Below are 14,851 nucleotides of genomic sequence, written 5' to 3'. Positions count from 1 at the left end.
GCGGCGGGCCGCCGGGCTACCGCTTCCGCGCCACCCCGGCGAAGGTCGACACGTCCCGGTCGCTGTGCGGCGAGGGCTCCTCGGGCCGCCAGGCGTGCGTCGTCGTCACGCCGGGTTCGAGGAGCTCCAGGCCGTCGAAGAAGCGCGCGATCCCGGTGCGGGACCGGATGCGGTACGGGATGCCGTTGCGTCCGTATATCTCCTCGCCGGCCCGGGCGCGTTCGGGCGCGAACTCGTCGGTGGTGTGCGACAGCACGAGGTAGCTGCCGGGCGCGAGGCGGTCGAGGAGGCCGCGGACGAGGGCGTGCGGGTCGCGCTCGTCCTCGACGAAGTGCAGCAGCGCGACGAGGCAGAGCGCCACCGGACGGGAGAGGTCGAGCGCCTCCCGCACCCGCGGTTCTTCGAGGAGCGCGTCGTACCGCAGGTCGGCCTCGACGTAGCTGACCGCTCCACCGGGCGCCGCGCGCATGAGCACGTCGGCGTACTCGATGACGAGCGGGTCGTTGTCGACGTAGACGACGCTGCACTCCGGCGCCTCGCGCTGCGCGATCTGGTGGAGGTTGGGCTCGGTCGGGAGGCCGGTCCCGATGTCGAGGAACTGCCGGACCCCGTGCTCACCCGCGAGCGCCGCGACCGCCCGGCGCATGAACGCGCGGTTCTCGCGGGCGACGACGGGCGCGGTGGGAAAGTCGGCCATCGCCTGCTCGGCGGCGTCCCGGTCGGCGGCGAACCAGTCCTTGCCGCCGAGGTAGTAGTCGTACATCCGCGCCGGGTGCGGGGCGTCCGTGCCGTGTCCGGAAGAGTGCGCGTCCATGGGCCATCCCGTGGGTGTGTGGGCGGACGGAAGACGAAGGAGCGGCCCCCAACGTAGCGGGAGAAGGAAGCCCCCGTCCCCGGTCCGGGGGATCGCACCGCGAGCGGACGCAGGGCTTCCCGTACGCTCGGAAGGATTGGCCAGGGATATTCCGTTTCGCAAAAGGAGCCGCCTGATGCCGCCGTTCGACCAGCGGATACCGAAGCACGACCTCTCTTCCGGTGCGCTCGCACCGCTCTACGAGCAGGTACTGCGGAGAAACCCGGGGGAGGACGAGTTCCACCAGGCCGTCCGCGAGGTCCTGGAGACGCTCGCGCCCGTCTTCGCACAGCGCCCCGAGTACCTGGAGGGGAAGCTCGTCGAGCGGCTCTGCGAGCCCGAGCGCCAGTTGATCTTCCGGGTGCCGTGGATGGACGACACAGGGGAGGTCCACGTCAACCGTGGTTTCCGCGTCGAGTTCAACAGCGCGTTGGGGCCGTACAAGGGCGGGCTGCGGTTCCACCCCTCGGTGAACCTGGGGATCGTGAAGTTCCTCGGTTTCGAGCAGGTCTTCAAGAACGCCCTCACCGGCATGCCGATCGGCGGCGGGAAGGGCGGCAGCGACTTCGACCCGAAGGACCGCTCGGACGCCGAAGTGATGCGGTTCTGCCAGTCGTTCATGACGGAGCTCTACCGGCACCTCGGCGAGTACACCGACGTCCCGGCAGGCGACATCGGCGTCGGCGGGCGCGAGATCGGCTACCTCTTCGGCCAGTACCGCCGCATCACGGGCAGGCACGAGTCCGGCGTCCTCACGGGCAAGGGGCTCAGCTGGGGCGGCGCACGGGCGCGCACGGAGGCGACCGGCTACGGCTGCGTCCTCTTCACCGAGCAGATGCTCCGCACCCGCGGCCGCAGCCTCGAGGGGATGCGGGTCGTCGTCTCCGGCTCGGGGAACGTGGCGATCTACGCGGCGCAGAAGGCGCAGCAGCTCGGCGCGAAGGTGATCTCCTGCTCGGACTCCTCGGGCGCCGTCGTCGACGAGGGGGGACTCGACGTCGAGCTGCTCCAGCAGGTGAAGGAGGTGGAGCGCGGGCGGATCGCGGAGTACGCCGAACGCCGGGGCGCACAGGCGAAGTTCCTGCCAGGCGGCACCGTCTGGCAGATCCCGTGCGACGTGGCGCTCCCGTGCGCGACGCAGAACGAGCTCGGCGAGCAGGACGCGGTGGCCCTCGTCAACGGCGGCGTCCAGGCCGTCGCCGAGGGCGCGAACATGCCGACGACGCCGGAGGCGGTCCGGGTGCTCCGCGAGGCCGGCATCGCCTTCGGGCCCGGCAAGGCGGCCAACGCGGGCGGCGTGGCGACGAGCGCGCTGGAGATGCAGCAGAACGCCTCCCGCGACTCCTGGACGTTCGAGTACACGGAGCAGCGGCTCGCCGAGATCATGCGGCACGTCCACGACTCCAGCTTCGAGACGGCCGAACGTTACGGGCACCCGGGCGACTTGGTGGTCGGCGCCAACGCGGCCGGCTTCGAGGTCGTGGCGGAGGCGATGCACGCGCAGGGCCTGATCTGACGGTACCGCGCAGCGCCCCGCGGCCCGGCCGGGCCGCGGGGCGTTCGTGCGCGGACTGCGGCGGTCCGCCGACTCCCGTGCGGGCGGGGCGGGTTCGTCGGCGCGTCCGCTCCGGGGCCGGGCGCGTGCGCCGCGTGCGGCGCGGGCGCACCAGGGGGTGCACGTGACCTGCCGGACCGTTTCAGCGTGCTGTGCTGTGCGCCCGAGTGTGGGCCCTGTGCGCCCCCTGAGCTGCAACTCATCACATCGGGTGAAACGTTGGCCGACTATTGCGCCAACAACCGTCGGTTGCCAAGCTGTTGCCCACTGTCAACTGTCGGGGTCCCCGGTTCTGCCGGGGCGCCGATCGGGGGTGCGGACGTACGCCGATCCGTCGCGCCGGTCGGCGGTGCCCCGGGGAGCCGGGAGGGGCGTCCGTGCCATTCGGTGAGCAGCCCGCGTATCTGCGCGTCGCCGGGGACCTGCGCAAGAAGATCGCCGAAGGCGCCCTGCCCCCGCACGCCCGCCTCCCCTCCCAGGCGCGCATCCGCGAGGAGTACGGCGTCTCCGACACGGTCGCACTGGAGGCGCGCAAGGTCCTCATGGCGGAGGGGCTCGTCGAGGGCCGCTCCGGCTCCGGTACCTACGTGAGGGAGCTGCCGGCCCCGCGGCGAATCGTGCGCACGGGGTACCGCAGCGGCGATTCCTCGCCCTTCCGCCAGGAGCAGGCCGACGAGTCGGCCAAGGGCACCTGGGAGTCGGCGAGCGAACAGGAGGAGTGCTCACCGGAGATCGCGGAGCGGCTGCGGATCGAGCCGGGCGAGCGCCTGATGCGCACCCGCTACGTCTTCCGCGTCGACGGCGAGCCCACGATGCTCTCCACTTCCTGGGAGCCGCTCGCGGTGACGGGCCGCACCCCCGTGCTCCTCCCCGAGGAGGGGCCGCTCGGCGGGCGCGGGGTGGTGGAGCGGATGGCCGCGATCGACGTCGTCGTCGACAACGTCGTGGAGGAGGTGGGCGCCCGCCCGGGAAAGGCCGAGGAGACGGTGGCGCTCGGCGGAGTGCCGGGCCACTCGGTGCTCGTCGTCGCGCGTACGTACTTTGCGGGAGGCCGCCCGGTGGAGACCGCCGACGTGGTGGTCGCCGCCGATCGGTACCGGATCTCGTACCACCTGCCCGTGAAGTAGGGCGCACGGAGGGCGCGTTGGGGGCGTGATCTGGCCGTGAGCCGTGTGCGGGCGGTCGTGGGAGGGGAAGGGAGGAGGCAGCCGAGGCGAACGTCTGGCCGAAATCGATGGCCCTTTGTGCAAAGGCGAATGCGGTGCGTGAATGCCGGGCGTAGGCTCCGGCATATGCGAAGTGTGAGCGGCGACAGCAATACCGTGCTGCCCTGGCACGTGATCCGCCAGGACGGCAACGGCAACCGTTACCGCGTCGGCAGCTATGCCACCCGCACCGAGGCCCTGCAGATCGCGGAGCGGTTGGGGAAGGCGGGTGGCCCCGGAACGGGCACCGTCGACGGCCAGGGCGGATACCTGGTCGAGCACATGTACCCCCCGGACTGACGCACCGGCGCCGAGGCCCGGGCGACCACGCCCCACCCCGAACGGCCCAGACCCGCACGGTGGTCCGGCGCCACCGCGGCCAGAATCTAAGCCGTGGGCAGACGTCCAGCTCGCTTCCCGACCGGGGCCGAGCCGGCCAGCCGAGCAAGGCAGGGGCGTGGGCACGGTGGGCACACCCTTGGGCGGTGCGACGCTCCACAGCGGCCTGCGCGTCGGCGCCGTCATGCTCGACCAGGACGGCACCGTCCTCCTCGTGGGGCCGATCGTCGGCGAGATGCTGCACCGCACGACGGCGGAGACGGTGGGGACCCCCTTCGAGGAGTACGTCGCGAAGGGTCCCGGCGTCGCCGAGGTGCGCGCAGTGGTGGAGCGCGAGGGCCACTGGCGGGGCCTGGTCCGCCTGCGCCGCCGCGACGGCGGCACCGTCGAACTCGCCCTGCACGCCTCCCTGGCGATCGGCACCGAGGGCCGCTCCTACCTCGTGCTCAACCTCGTCGACACGGTGCACCTGCGCACCCTGGAGCGCCGCCTCGCCGGGCTCGACGCGCTCTTCGACCACTCGCCGGTCGGCATCGCGCTCTTCGACACGGAGCAGCGGTACGTCCACGTCAACCAGGCCCTCGCCCACCTCAACGGCCACCCCGTCGACGAGCACCTAGGCCGCACCGTGTACGAGCTGCTGCCCGACGAGGTCGCACGCGCCGTCGACCGGTTGCAGCGCACGGTGCTGCGCACCGGCCGCCCCGTCGTCGACGTCGTCGTGCCCGCAGCGGACGGCGGGACCCGCTCCGTCTCGTACAACCGGCTCACGGACGTGGCGGGCAACGTCATCGGCATCAGCTGCCTCGTGCTCGACAACACCAGCCGGCGCGAGGCGCTCAACAAGGTGGAGCGGGCGAGGGAGCGGCTGCTGCTCCTCGACGACATCGGGGTGGCGATCGGCGAGCACCTCGATGCGCGCGAGATCGCCCAGAGCCTCGCCTCGTCGCTCGTGCCCCGCTTCACCGACCACGCCGACGTCCTCCTCTTCGGCGAGGTCCTCGGCGGCGGCGAACTCCCGGGCCACGGTGCCCCGCCCCACGACGCGCTCCGGCACGCGGGCACCGCCTCGCGCGCGGCGGTGCGGCGCGAGGTCGGCGACGAGAGGTTCCCGTTCGATCCGGAGAGCGTCCTCGGCAAGGTGCTGGCCGGCGGCAGGGCGCGCATCATCGACTCCGCGGGGGCGCTCGCCGAACTCGTCGGCGCGGGCGCCTCGGGTATCGGCGCCGCGTGCGACCCCGACGTGCACTCCGTCCTCGCGCTGCCGCTGCGCGCCCGCGGACTCGTCCTCGGCCTGCTCGTCCTGGGCCGCGCCGACGGCACCGAACCGTTCGACCGCGACGATCTCGCGCTCGCCACCGAGTTCGCCGGCCGCTCCGGCGTCTCGATCGACAACGCGAGGCTCTACGCGAGGGAGCGCGACAGCGCGCTGATGCTCCAACGCAGCCTGCTGCCCAGCCGTTTCCCCGATCCCGTCGGCGTCAGCATCGCCTCCAGCTACGTCCCCGCGGCCTCCGGCGCCGAGGTCGGCGGCGACTGGTTCGACGTGATCCCGCTCGCCGGCGGGCGCGTCGCCTTCGTCATCGGGGACGTGATGGGGCACGGCCTGCGCGCCGCCGCCACCATGGGACGGCTGCGCACCGCCGTCCGCACGCTCGCTGGCCTCGATCTCGCCCCCGACGAGGTGCTGCGCCGCGTCGGCGAACTCGGCGACGACCTGGCGGAGGAAGACGGCGACACCCCGATGGCCACCTGCGTCTACGCCGTCTACGAGCCGGCGCCCACGGTCGCGCCCCACCTCGCCGAGCGCCCCGGCGCCCGGCGGCGCGGCCTGCTCACCGTCGCCAACGCCGGGCACCTGCCGCCGCTGCTCGTCAAGGAGGACCCCGACGGGCGGCGCAGCGTGAGGGAGTTGAGGCTGCCGAGCGGGACGCCGCTGAGCGTCGGCGGGGTGCCGTTCGAGTCGGTGCAGATCGAGGTCGAGGAGGGCACGGTCCTCGTGCTCTACACCGACGGCCTCGTCGAGGACCGTGAACGGCCGCTCGGCGAGGGTCTCGCCAGGCTCCGCGCCGAGGTACGGGAGGCGGCCGAGGGGCTGCGCGACGAGATCTCCCTGACGCCCGGCACCGGCCTGGCCCGCATGTGCACCGACGTCCTGGAGGCGCTCGACCGCGGCCCCGGCACGGGAGACGAGGCGGATGGGACCGACAATACCGACAACGCCGACGATGTGGCGCTGCTCCTCGCCCGCCTCGGCGGCCTGCCGACGGGCGCGGCGGAGGCGTGGACCTTCAGCCCCGAGGAGCGCACGGCCGGCGACGCGCGCCGTTCCGTCCGTGCCACGCTGCGCGGTTGGGGGCTGAGCGCTCTGGAGGACGCGGCGCTGCTCCTCGTCAGTGAGCTCGTCACCAACGCGCTGCGGTACGCGGAGGGCACCGTCGGCCTGCGGATGGTGCGCAACGAGCACTCGGTCGTGGTGGAGGTGGCGGACACCGCGCAGGACGCTCCGAGCGAACGGACGGCGGCCCCCGAGGACGAAGGGGGACGCGGCCTCCAACTCGTCGCGGGAGCAGCGCACCGCTGGGGAACGCGGAGGGGGCCCGAGGGCAAGACCGTCTGGTTCGAGCTTCTGGCTCCCTGAGCCCACGTCCCGGGTTTCGCCCGGGACGACTTCCTGCGTACGGTGCTGCCCGAGGTGCACCACCGGGTGGTGCGTGCGGTGCCGCAGCGTGCGGGGTTCGACACGGCTTCTGCTGGTTAGAAGACTGGGGTAGCCCCGTGGACGGCGGGGATGTGCGCAATCTGCTCCAACCGGTGGGAAACGCACGGAGGTCGCAGGCGTGTCCGCCCGGGTGCGCTCCCTGCGCCTCCTGGTCCCCGGCGGTCGGGGCGCAGGCAGTGGGAAGGGGCGGCATTGAGCGATCTGCCAGTCGAGGCGTCGGGCAAGCCGGACGATGTACGGCGGGCCCTCGCACTGCTCAACGCCGCGGGCGCACGCATCGGTAACTCCCTCGACCTCCAGACGACCGCGCGCGAACTCCTCGACGTGGCAGTGCCGCAGTTCTGCGACCTCGCGTCCGTCGATCTCTTCGAAGAGGTGCTCGCCGGGGACGAGCCGCCCCCCGTGGGCCCCGGGGACGGCAGCGCGCAGCTGCGCCGGGTCGCCTTCGGCAGCGCCGTCTCCGACGCGCCGTTGACGCTGGCGGGTTCGGAGGAGCGGGGACCCGAGGAGGGCGAACGGCCTTACGGCGAGGGGGAGAAGACTGCCGAGGGAGCCCGCCTGCCCGCGCAGGCCGGGCCGGCCGACGGCGGCGGGGGGAGCGCTGCAGAATCGTCCCGTCGTAGCGGGCTCCCGCAGCCGGAGCACACGCCTCCGGAAGGCGCCGGGCAGTTGGGCACCGCGGTGACGCTCGGCGCGACCCACCGCTACCTGGAGAGCTCCCCGTACGCCGAGGCGCTGCGCACCGGACGGGTGCAGCACGTGCCGGGGCAGGACAGCTCGGTGCCCGCGCAGTTCGGCGCCGTCGTGCAGTCGACGCTCGTGGTGCCCATGGTCGCCAGGGGGCGCGTACTCGGGCTCGTGCAGTTCTCGCGCGCCAAGGGCAGCGAGCCCTTCGGCGACCGGGAGAGCGCGCTCGCCGCCGAACTCGCGGGCCGCGCCTCCGTCTTCATCGACAACGCCCGCCTCTACCGCCGCGAGCACGAGCGCGCGCTCATCCTCCAGCGCAGCCTCCTGCCGCCCGACGACCCCGAGTCGACGGGGCTCGACATCGCCTGCCGCTACCTCCCGGGCAACCCGGCGACGGAGGTCGGCGGCGACTGGTTCGACGTCATCGAGCTGCCCGGCATGCGCACCGCGATCGTCATCGGCGACGTGATGGGCCGCGGCCTGCGCGCCGCCGTCGCCATGGGCGAACTCCGCTCCGCCGTCCGCACGTTGGCGCTCACCGACATGGAGCCCGCCGAGGTGCTCGGCGCGCTCGACGAGATCGCGCGCGGCCTCGGCGGCACTCCGCGCTCCCAGCGCGGCACCACCGACCTCGCCGAGGTCTACCTCGCCACCTGCATCTACGCCGTCTACGACCCCGTCTCGCGCCGCTGCACCTTCGCCAACGCGGGGCACCTGCCGCCCGTCCTCGTCGAACCGGGCGAGGACGCACTGCTGCTCGAGGTGCCGAAGGGCGTGCCGCTCGGCGTCGGCGGCGAGCCGTTCGAGGAGATCGAGATCGAACTCCCCGAAGGCGCCCTGCTCGCCCTCTACACCGACGGCCTCGTCGAGTCCAGGGACCACCCGCTCGACGAGGGCCTCGACCGCTTCCGCTCGGCGCTCACCAACACCGCCGAACCGCTGGAGGACACCGCCGACTCGGTGCTCCGCACCCTCAACGTCCACCACGGGGAGGACGACATCGCCCTCCTGATGGCGCGCGTCCACGGGCTGCCCTCCTCGTCGGTCGGCGACTGGCAGCTCGACTCCGAGCCGCGCTCGGTGGCGAGGGCGCGCGAACTCACCCGCAGGCAGCTCGCGGAGTGGGAGATCGAGGGCCTCGCCGACACGGCCGAACTCCTCGTCAGCGAACTCGTCACCAACGCACTTCGGCACGGTTCGGGGGAGATCCGGCTGCGGCTGCTGCTGGAGCGCACCCTCGTCTGCGAGGTCTGGGACAGGGGCCTGGTGCAGCCGCGCCGCCGCCGCGCCCACGCGACCGACGAGGGCGGCCGCGGCCTCCAACTCGTTGACCTCCTCAGCTCCGGCTGGGGCAGCAGGCGCACCCCGCACGGCAAGGCGGTCTGGTTCCAACTCCCCCGCCCCGAGAACGGAGTCTCCGCTCCCGATCCGGCGGAGGCGGTGCTGAGCCTGTTCTGAGCGTGCGGGGGAGCGCGTTCGGACGTCGACGCGCCTGCGGCGCAGGGAGGTTGGCGTCTCCTGTCGGCGTACGCCGGGCGCCCGCTGCGTGTCGGTGCCGGGGAGCGGCACCGTGCTGCCCGCAATGCAGCACGGCCCGCGGGCGCCGAGCCTATCCGCCCGAAGCTGCGCACTCCGGCGCGGGACGGGGCCGACAGGCGGTCCCGATCGTGAGTGCGGAGCGGCCGCGTCCGCCAATTCGCAGCACTGCAGGCTTAGTTCACGATGGTGCTACGACGAGAGCGATACCGGCTGCCTCGAGTCGCCCCGCTCCCTTTTCGCCGAACCGAGTCTCTCGGGTCGCCGAGGCGCGTGCTCCAGCGCCCGGCCACTCGCCCGCACCCTCCCGGGGAACGAGACCGGAGGAGAAAAACGGCAAAGCCCTGCCGCAACGGTGCCGCGCCTGCAAGATGCTCCTACGGCCTCTGCACGCCTCACACAGCCAACTCTCGTATCCAGGGGGAAGCATGGGCGCGATCAACCGGACTTCCACCGCCCCGATCGGGACGGTGATGGCGGTCCTCATCGCCGTCGACGCCGCGCTGATCTCCAGCGACTTGGACGACGCCATCCGCTACGGGCTCGGCGGCGCGGTCGTGGTCGCCCTGGTCGTCGGCGCCTTCCAGCTCGGCCGCACTCGCAGGGAGAGCTGATCCGCCCAGCCCCCGTCCGCGATGCCGCGGTGTGTACCTCAGCGTCCTGAGGCGTATGTTCCAAACGGCCCAGCGGTGAACGGCGGTTGAGCGCATGCGGCGCCGAGCGGCTCGAGGAGTCGGGCCGCTCCGGTCCGTCGTCGCGCGCCGACCGTTGAGGAGGCCGGCCGCCGCCGGCAGCAGCGCGCCGGTGCAGACCGAGGCCGTCCAGTCGGTCGAGGTGTGCAACCGACGGAGCCGGTCGAGGAGTTCGGGCTCCTCGGTCCTGCGCCGCGCGCCCGGACCGCCCGGCGCCAGCAGGACGTCGGCGCGCTCGACCTCAGCGAAGGCGGCTTGCGCGACGGGCCGCAGGGCGCCGGGTCCCGTCGCTCACCTCACCGCGCTCGTAGGAGACGAGGAGAACCCCGGCGTCGCGCAGCGTCCGCAGCACCTCGTACGGGCCGACGACGTCGAGTGCGGTGAACCCGCCGAAGACGGGGAGGACGATGCGCATCGTCCCGCTCTGCAGCCCGCCGGCCTCAGCCCACCGTCCCCGGGACCCGCGCGGCCGCGCCCCTCACCCCTTCCGCCGCCGGATCTTGTTCCCCAGCCACACCACCGGGTCGTACTTGCGGTCGGCGGCGCGTTCCTTGAGGGGGATGAGGGCGTTGTCGGTGATGTGGATGCCCTCGGGGCAGACCTCCGTGCAGCACTTGGTGATGTTGCAGTAGCCGAGGCCGTGTTCGTCCTGTGCCGTCGTCCTGCGGTCGAGTCCTTCCTCCTCCGCGGCGTCGAGCGGGTGCATGTCCAGCTCGGCCACCCGCATCAGGAACCGCGGCCCCGCGAACGCCCCCTTGTTCTCCTCGTGGTCGCGGACGACGTGGCAGGTGTCCTGGCACAGGAAGCACTCGATGCACTTGCGGAACTCCTGCGAGCGGGAGACGTCCTCCTGCTGCATCCGGTACTCGCCGGGGGCGAGCTCCTGCGGCGGGACGAACGCCGGAACCTCGCGCGCCTTGGTGTAGTTGAACGAGACGTCGGTGACGAGGTCCCGGACGATGGGGAAGGCGCGGAGCGGTGTCACGGTGATCGTCTCGTCCCGCTCGAAGACGGACATCCGCGTCATGCAGAGCAGCCGCGGGCGGCCGTTCACCTCGGCGCTGCACGAACCGCACTTGCCCGCCTTGCAGTTCCAGCGGACGGCGAGGTCGGGCGCCTGCGTCGCCTGCAGCCTGTGGATGATGTCGAGGACCACCTCGCCCTCGTGCACCCGGACGGTGAAGTCCTCCAGGCCGCCGCCCTCGACGTCGCCGCGCCAGACCCGGAAGTGGGCGTCGTAGCCGGTGCTGCTCTCGCTCTCGGTGGCGGTGGTCATCCGGAAAGCTCCTCATCGGTCAGGTACTTGGCCAGCTCCTCTTTCTCGAAGAGCTCCAGCAGGTCCCGTCGGATCGGCGGCATCTCGCGGCGCCGCAGCGCGATGCGTCCGGCGGCCGGGTCGGCCTGCCGTGCCGTCTCGCCGAGCGTGCAGACCAGATTGGCCCGCCGCCACTCACGGTCCATCTGCGGGTGGTCGTCCCGGGTGTGTCCGCCGCGCGACTCGGTGCGGTTGACGGCCGCCCTCGCGACGCATTCGCTCACCAGCAGCATGTTCCGCAGGTCGAGCGCGAGGTGCCACCCGGGGTTGAACTGCCGGTGGCCCTCGACGCCCAACCGCGCAGAACGTCGCCGGAGTTCGGCGAGGCGCTCCAGCGCCTGCTCCATCTCCTCCTCCCGCCGGATGATGCCGACGAGGTCGTTCATCGACTTCTGGAGTTCCTGGTGGAGGGTGTACGGGTTCTCCGGCTGCTCGTCGCCCTCGTCGGCGCCGCCGTCGAACGGGCGGAGCGCCTCGGCCGCGGCCCGCTCCACGGCCTCCTCGCTCACCTCGGGGCGTGCCGCGCCGCTGAGCCGCTCCGCGTGCTCGGCCGCGTAACGCCCGGCGCGGCGGCCGAAGACGAGGAGGTCCGAGAGGGAGTTGCCGCCGAGGCGGTTGGAGCCGTGCATGCCGCCCGCGACCTCCCCGGCTGCGAAGAGCCCCGGCACGCCCACCGCGGCGGCGGTGTCGCTCTCCACGTCGACGCCGCCCATGACGTAGTGGCACGTCGGGCCGACCTCCATCGGTTCGGCGGTGATGTCGACGTCGGCGAGCTCCATGAACTGGTGGTGCATGGAGGGGAGTCGGCGCTTGATCACCTCCGCCGGCATGCGCGTGGAGACGTCGAGGAAGACGCCGCCGTGCGGGCTGCCCCGGCCCGCCTTCACCTCGGAGTTGATCGCGCGTGCCACCTCGTCGCGGGGGAGGAGCTCGGGGGGTCGGCGGTTGCTCTCCGGGTCGTCGTACCAGCCGTCGGCCTCCGCCTCGGTCTCGGCGTACTGCTCCTTGAAGACGGCGGGGACGTAGTCGAACATGAACCGCCGGCCCTCGGAGTTGCGGAGCACCCCGCCGTCCCCGCGGACCGACTCCGTGACGAGGATGCCCTTCACCGAAGGCGGCCAGACCATGCCCGTCGGGTGGAACTGGACGAACTCCATGTTGATCAGCGAGGCGCCCGCGAGGAGCGCCAGCGCGTGCCCGTCGCCCGTGTACTCCCAGGAGTTGGAGGTGACCTTGAAGGACTTCCCGATCCCGCCCGTGGCGAGGACGACCGAGGGGGCCCGGAGGACGAAGAATCTGCCGGACTCGCGCTCGTAGCAGAAGGCGCCCGCGATGCGTGCGTCCTCACCGGCGCCGTCCTTGAGGAGCTGCGTGACGGTGCACTCCTGGAAGACCTTGATCCGCGACTCGTAGTCGCCCGTCTCGCGGAAGTCCTCCTGCTGCAGCGAGACGACCTTCTGCTGGAGGGTGCGGATGAGTTCGAGGCCCGTGCGGTCGCCGACGTGTGCGAGGCGCGGGTACTCGTGACCGCCGAAGTTGCGCTGCGAGATCCGGCCGTCCGCGGTGCGGTCGAAGAGGGCGCCCCACGTCTCCAGTTCCCAGACGCGTTCCGGCGCCTCCTTGGCGTGCAGTTCCGCCATGCGCCACTGGTTGAGGAACTTGCCGCCGCGCAGCGTGTCCCGGAAGTGCACCTGCCAGTTGTCGCCCGCGTTGGCGTTCCCCATGCTCGCCGCGATGCCGCCCTCGGCCATCACGGTGTGCGCCTTGCCGAAGAGGGACTTGCAGATCACCGCGGTACGCAGCCCCCGCTCGCGCGCCTCGATCGCCGCACGGAGACCCGCTCCGCCCGCGCCGACCACCACGACGTCCCACTCCTGGCTCTCCACTTGCGTCATCGGTGCGTACCTCTCAGAACAGCTGCGGGTCGGTGAAGGCGCCGACCGCCAGCAGGTAGACGTAGAAGTCGGCGAGCGCCACGCTCAGCAGCGACGCCCAGGCGAGCTGCATGTGGCGGCCGTTGAGCTTCCCGACCCAGCCCCACAGCCGGTAGCGCACCGGATGCTGCGAGAAGTGGCGCAGCCTGCCGCCGACGATGTGCCGACACGAGTGGCACGAGAGGGTGTACGCCCAGATCAGCGCGATGTTGACGAGGAAGACGAGGGTTCCGACCCCCATGTGTCCCCATTCGTACGCGGAGTTGCGGAAGCCGAGCACCGTGTCCCAGCTCAGGACGACGGCGACGAGCAGCGCCGCGTAGAAGAAGTACCGGTGGAGGTTCTGGAGGATCAGCGGGAAGCGCGTCTCGCCGGTGTACTTGCGGTGCGGCTCGGCGACGGCGCAGGCGGGCGGCGAGGCCCAGAACCCGCGGTAGTACGCCTTGCGGTAGTAGTAGCAGGTGAGCCGGAACCCGAGCGGGAAGAGCAGGATGATCACCGCGGGTGAGAAGGGCCACCACTCGCCGAAGAGCGCCCAGTTGGGGCCTGTCTTCATGGTCTGGCAGCTCTCGGCGAGGCAGGGGGAGTAGAAGGGCGAGACGTAGGGAGCCGCGTAGTAGTCGGCGCCGCTCAAGGCGCGCCACGAGGAGTAGACGACGAACGCGAGCAGACCGAACGCGGTGGCGCCTGGCGCCAACCACCAGCGGTCCTTGCGCAGATGCGGTTCCGCGATGGCGGCGCGGGTGGCGTTGCGTACGCCGCCCGGGCTCGGTGGGGGTTCGGTGCCGGTGGCCAATTGACTCTCCGCTGAGGCGACTTCGGGGGAGCCGGCCGCCCGCTGCGGTGCGGCCGGGCGTTGCGGACCCGCGCCGCTCAGGGCGCTCGCCGGTCCCGCGCGCCCAGACCCTCGTCGTCCACGTCGGTCCACAGTTCCCGGTCGTACGGCGCCTCCGGGATGAGCACCAACTCCGGTCCACCTGCACCGGGCGGTTCGGGCGAGGATGCACGCAGCAGGGAGAGCGACTCCTTGAGGTGGTCGGTGTCGCTGCGCACCCTGCGCATCTCCAGACCGGCACCGACGCGGCGTTCGAGGCGGTTGACGCTGCGCGTCAGGTCCTCCAAGCAGCGCTGTGCGGCGGTCAGTTCCTCGTCCAGAGACATGCGTGCCCACCTCCGTGCAGTGGTGGCGGTCGGCTGGTCCGTGCGCGTGGCGGAAGTGTTGCGCGTCACACTCCCGCTTGGGAAGGGCCAGGCCGCGGTTGGCTGCTTTGGAGTGGCGCACCGCTCGCGGGGTTGACGACGCCGCACCGCGGCCCCCATCACCCCTCGTTCCGCCTCGGCCCGCCCGTGGCAGATCGCACGGGGTGCGGCGACGCGGGGATGCTGCTCCCGGCCCCGTGGCCGCTCGCTCGCGCCGCGGACGGTGCTCCGCACGGGTGGCGTGGCTCACCCGGCGCGACGTGTCAGCGCGACAGCGGGTTCGCACTCGCATTGAGTGGCCGTAGATGTGATCAACGCACAACTGACGAAGCGCCAACGCCCCACGCGAGCTCGTACAAGACACATGGACGCGCAGACGTGCAGCCGGTCCGGAGGTTTCCGCCATGTCAGCCATCGACACCGCCGCGCGGCGATGCGCCGCCGTCCTCGCCGCGGGACTCCTGCTGCCCCTCGCCGCGTGCAGCTCGTCCGACGGCAGCCACGGGAGCGGAGGCGGCGGAGGCAGCGGCGCCGCCAGCGACGTCCCCGGCGCCCCCCGCGACCAGGTGCGCTCGGGCGGCACCCTGCGCTGGGCGGTCGACGAGGCGCCGGCGACGCTCAACGCCTTCAGCGCCGACGCGGCCGAGGCGACCGACCGCATCGCGGGCGCCACCCTCCCCGCGCTCTTCACCCTCGACAAGAACGCCAAGCCCCGACTCAACGAGGACTACCTCGAGTCCGCCGAGATCACCGAGCGGGACCCGCGCCAGACGGTCGTCTACAAGCTCAACCCGAAGGCGAAGTGGAGCGACG

12 protein-coding genes and 2 pseudogenes are annotated in these 14,851 nt (G+C 72.3%); 7 read left to right on the top strand and 7 right to left on the bottom strand.

Translation table 11 applies throughout. The annotated features are described in order from the left end of the window. Positions 1–16: 16 nt before the first annotated feature. Positions 17–814: an SAM-dependent methyltransferase gene (locus UWG_RS0112935; RefSeq protein ID WP_016907633.1), complete on the bottom strand. Its 798-nt coding sequence runs from the start codon at positions 812–814 to the stop codon at positions 17–19. 175 nt (positions 815–989) lie between these two features. On the opposite strand from UWG_RS0112935, the gene gdhA reads away from it, so the two are divergent. From gdhA to UWG_RS0112905, 6 genes are all read left to right on the top strand, one after another. Further along, positions 990–2,369 (top strand): NADP-specific glutamate dehydrogenase, encoded by a 1,380-nt coding sequence (gdhA, locus tag UWG_RS0112930; protein WP_016907632.1) that lies wholly within the window; start codon positions 990–992, stop codon positions 2,367–2,369. A gap of 416 nt (positions 2,370–2,785) precedes the next feature. Further along, positions 2,786–3,535 (top strand): GntR family transcriptional regulator, encoded by a 750-nt coding sequence (locus UWG_RS0112925; RefSeq protein WP_016907631.1) that lies wholly within the window; start codon positions 2,786–2,788, stop codon positions 3,533–3,535. Between the two features lie 165 nt (positions 3,536–3,700). Continuing rightward, complete coding sequence (locus tag UWG_RS0112920) at positions 3,701–3,913, top strand: SPOR domain-containing protein (protein WP_237720073.1); 213 nt, start codon at positions 3,701–3,703, stop codon at positions 3,911–3,913. Positions 3,914–4,079: 166 nt separating this feature from the next. Then, positions 4,080–6,593, top strand: coding sequence for a SpoIIE family protein phosphatase (locus UWG_RS0112915; protein ID WP_237720072.1), 2,514 nt, complete (start codon positions 4,080–4,082; stop codon positions 6,591–6,593). 273 nt (positions 6,594–6,866) lie between these two features. Beyond that, positions 6,867–8,819: a SpoIIE family protein phosphatase gene (locus tag UWG_RS0112910; RefSeq protein ID WP_016907628.1), complete on the top strand. Its 1,953-nt coding sequence runs from the start codon at positions 6,867–6,869 to the stop codon at positions 8,817–8,819. A gap of 506 nt (positions 8,820–9,325) precedes the next feature. Continuing rightward, positions 9,326–9,511 carry a hypothetical protein gene (locus tag UWG_RS0112905; RefSeq protein WP_016907627.1) on the top strand — a complete coding sequence of 62 codons (186 nt, stop codon included), beginning with the start codon at positions 9,326–9,328 and terminating at the stop codon, positions 9,509–9,511. 195 nt (positions 9,512–9,706) lie between these two features. Here the strand turns inward: UWG_RS0112905 and UWG_RS33670 are convergent. The 6 genes and pseudogenes from UWG_RS33670 to UWG_RS0112880 all read right to left on the bottom strand — a co-directional run. After that, positions 9,707–9,808: pseudogene (locus UWG_RS33670) on the bottom strand (DJ-1/PfpI family protein); the annotation flags it as partial. A 22-nt stretch (positions 9,809–9,830) separates the two neighbouring features. Continuing rightward, entirely contained in the window at positions 9,831–10,004 is a 174-nt protein-coding gene (locus tag UWG_RS33665; RefSeq protein WP_016907626.1) for a type 1 glutamine amidotransferase family protein, read from the bottom strand. Positions 10,005–10,067: 63 nt separating this feature from the next. Then, positions 10,068–10,865 (bottom strand): succinate dehydrogenase/fumarate reductase iron-sulfur subunit, encoded by a 798-nt coding sequence (locus tag UWG_RS0112895; protein WP_016907625.1) that lies wholly within the window; start codon positions 10,863–10,865, stop codon positions 10,068–10,070. Further along, entirely contained in the window at positions 10,862–12,799 is a 1,938-nt protein-coding gene (locus UWG_RS0112890) for a fumarate reductase/succinate dehydrogenase flavoprotein subunit (RefSeq protein ID WP_016907624.1), read from the bottom strand. Before UWG_RS0112890 ends, UWG_RS0112895 begins: the two co-directional genes overlap by 4 nt. Before the next feature lie 13 nt (positions 12,800–12,812). Beyond that, entirely contained in the window at positions 12,813–13,634 is an 822-nt protein-coding gene (locus UWG_RS0112885) for a hypothetical protein (RefSeq protein WP_016907623.1), read from the bottom strand. A gap of 77 nt (positions 13,635–13,711) precedes the next feature. Beyond that, positions 13,712–13,999, bottom strand: a complete 288-nt coding sequence (locus UWG_RS0112880) for a hypothetical protein (RefSeq protein WP_016907622.1) — start codon at positions 13,997–13,999, stop codon at positions 13,712–13,714. A gap of 443 nt (positions 14,000–14,442) precedes the next feature. Between UWG_RS0112880 and UWG_RS29965 the strand changes: the two are divergent. Next, positions 14,443–14,851: pseudogene (locus tag UWG_RS29965) on the top strand (ABC transporter family substrate-binding protein); the annotation flags it as partial.

Source organism: Streptomyces xiaopingdaonensis (assembly GCF_000262345.1).
Taxonomy (GTDB): Bacteria; Actinomycetota; Actinomycetes; order Streptomycetales; family Streptomycetaceae; genus Streptomyces; species Streptomyces xiaopingdaonensis.
This window is presented reverse-complemented; position numbering and strand designations above follow the sequence as displayed.

Excerpts from the sequence above, each read along its gene's own strand:
- UWG_RS0112935 (WP_016907633.1), bottom strand. The coding sequence starts at position 814 with ATGGACGCGCACTCTTCCGGACACGGCACGGACGCCCCGCACCCGGCG.
- gdhA (WP_016907632.1), top strand. The coding sequence starts at position 990 with ATGCCGCCGTTCGACCAGCGGATACCGAAGCACGACCTCTCTTCCGGT.
- UWG_RS0112920 (WP_237720073.1), top strand. The coding sequence starts at position 3,701 with ATGCGAAGTGTGAGCGGCGACAGCAATACCGTGCTGCCCTGGCACGTG.
- UWG_RS0112905 (WP_016907627.1), top strand. The coding sequence starts at position 9,326 with ATGGGCGCGATCAACCGGACTTCCACCGCCCCGATCGGGACGGTGATG.
- UWG_RS33665 (WP_016907626.1), bottom strand. The coding sequence starts at position 10,004 with ATGCGCATCGTCCTCCCCGTCTTCGGCGGGTTCACCGCACTCGACGTC.
- UWG_RS0112895 (WP_016907625.1), bottom strand. The coding sequence starts at position 10,865 with ATGACCACCGCCACCGAGAGCGAGAGCAGCACCGGCTACGACGCCCAC.
- UWG_RS0112890 (WP_016907624.1), bottom strand. The coding sequence starts at position 12,799 with ATGACGCAAGTGGAGAGCCAGGAGTGGGACGTCGTGGTGGTCGGCGCG.
- UWG_RS0112880 (WP_016907622.1), bottom strand. The coding sequence starts at position 13,999 with ATGTCTCTGGACGAGGAACTGACCGCCGCACAGCGCTGCTTGGAGGAC.